The sequence below is a fragment of the Enterobacter sp. ENT03 genome, from assembly GCF_019218745.1.
In the GTDB taxonomy this organism is placed as follows: domain Bacteria; phylum Pseudomonadota; class Gammaproteobacteria; order Enterobacterales; family Enterobacteriaceae; genus Enterobacter_D.
On sequence record NZ_JAHUXA010000065.1, the window covers coordinates 1 to 255 of the forward strand.

The 255-nt window shown below is 60.4% G+C and carries 1 protein-coding gene; it reads left to right on the plus strand.

Features of this window, described 5'->3' with window-relative positions:
* Positions 1-255, plus strand: a 255-nt coding sequence (locus KW828_RS21765; RefSeq protein ID WP_218338306.1) for a helix-turn-helix domain-containing protein, incomplete at both ends; no start/stop codon positions are given.

Below are 255 nucleotides of genomic sequence, written 5' to 3' on the forward strand. Positions count from 1 at the left end.
TCATTACGTACTGAGTTTGTTTTGTTCGCCTCGCAGGACGGGGCGAACATCCGTTCCCTTTGCCGTCACTACGGCATTTCTCCTGCCACCGGCTATAAGTGGCTTAAGCGCCGGGCTGAGGAAGGTGCATCCGGTCTTCAGGACCGCTCCCGCGCACCTCATCATTCTCCGAACCGTTCTCCGGACGACATCACTGACCTGCTGCGCATGGCGCATGCCCGCCATGAGCGCTGGGGCGCGCGCAAGATTAAGCGC